Origin of the sequence: Neobacillus drentensis (assembly GCF_036965425.1) — a bacterium.
In the GTDB taxonomy this organism is placed as follows: Bacteria; Bacillota; Bacilli; order Bacillales; family Cytobacillaceae; genus Neobacillus; species Neobacillus drentensis_F.
On record NZ_JBALPP010000162.1, the window covers coordinates 1 to 1,167 of the forward strand.

The following is a 1,167-nucleotide window of genomic DNA, read 5'->3' on the forward strand; positions in this document are numbered from 1 at the left end:
AGGTTTATGATCTAAAACATAATGGCCAATCGCATGCATTAAGTGAGTTTTCCCTAATCCCACACCTCCATAAATAAAGAGAGGATAGATTGAGAACTTGGTCAATCTTCCAAATAAAAGAAACGAGGATATGAATAGCTAGGAGTCATGATTTCTCACACCTCAACTCTTCCCCTTATATTTTGAAAATCTCTATAGCAGCATATCTTTCATAGAAATTAGACAATATAATCTATAATAAGTTCTATCTTGCAATGAAATACTTAGCCAAATAATCACTTATGAGTTGTGCTCCTTTTTCATTAGGTGCACTTTGATCGGGAAGCAAATAATCTTTAATACTTTTAGATGAAGAAGAAGGCCATACTGTCCAGTGGTTTAAAAAAGGTATTTTATTTTCTTCTGCATACTTTGCAAGATCCGCAACTTGCTTCGGATAGTATATTGCATTATAAATTGGATGCGGAGGAATAAGAATAAATGTTGATTGTGGATTCTTCTTCTTATATTCTTCCGTAAAAGTTGTAATATTAGCCAATGAATTTTTGGTAGGGATATTTCCATTATCATTCAAAGTAAATGGTTCAAAAAGAACTATATCAGCCCTTTGAGCTGTCAATTCAGTATGTTTTTTATCATTTATAAATTTCGTTGAGGTATTATCAAATGGTTTAATAGATACTTGGAAATTGTCCTGACCGTAAGTTTCTATTAATTTTGTTTCTAATGAATATGCCCACCCATGCGAACTAGTTCCAATTGCGTTTGAACCTATTATGAGGAACTGAAAGGGTTCATGTGCTGCTAAGTGTTTGCTAAACATTCCGCTTGCTTGGGTCGGCCAATTTTTTGTGTATGATATTAATACATCGTTTTTTGATTCTTCTACTTTGATTGATTTTTGCTCAGGCTCTTTTTTTTCAATTTTTTTGGTTGACTCCGTTTTTTCTATGGGCTTTTGGGCATATGCAGATATTTTCTTGTCCCAATATATATTTCCCCCTATAAGCATAACTCCACAGCTTATAGCCAAAATTATGGTTAATAAAGATTTCATCTTATAATTTCCCCCAAGATTCTCAAAGATTGTTTGTAAAAATAATGGTAATTTTATTTTTTCTATTACATTTTATTACAAATATATGATAAATTATATAAGTGCACGAC

General features: G+C 32.0%; 1 protein-coding gene and 1 pseudogene. Both read right to left on the reverse strand.

The window, feature by feature from the left end; genetic code table 11:
- A pseudogene (locus V7161_RS28540) lies at window positions 1-84 on the reverse strand (DnaA ATPase domain-containing protein); the annotation flags it as partial.
- Window positions 85-244: 160 nt separating this feature from the next.
- A complete protein-coding gene (locus tag V7161_RS28545; RefSeq protein WP_335716171.1) occupies window positions 245-1,057 on the reverse strand; it encodes an SGNH/GDSL hydrolase family protein in 813 nt (270 codons plus the stop codon).
- Window positions 1,058-1,167 lie beyond the last annotated feature (110 nt).

What these genes read in the sequence shown, in the direction of transcription:
- V7161_RS28545 (WP_335716171.1), bottom strand. Translation starts at nt 1,057, where the DNA reads ATGAAATCTTTATTAACCATAATTTTGGCTATAAGCTGTGGAGTTATG.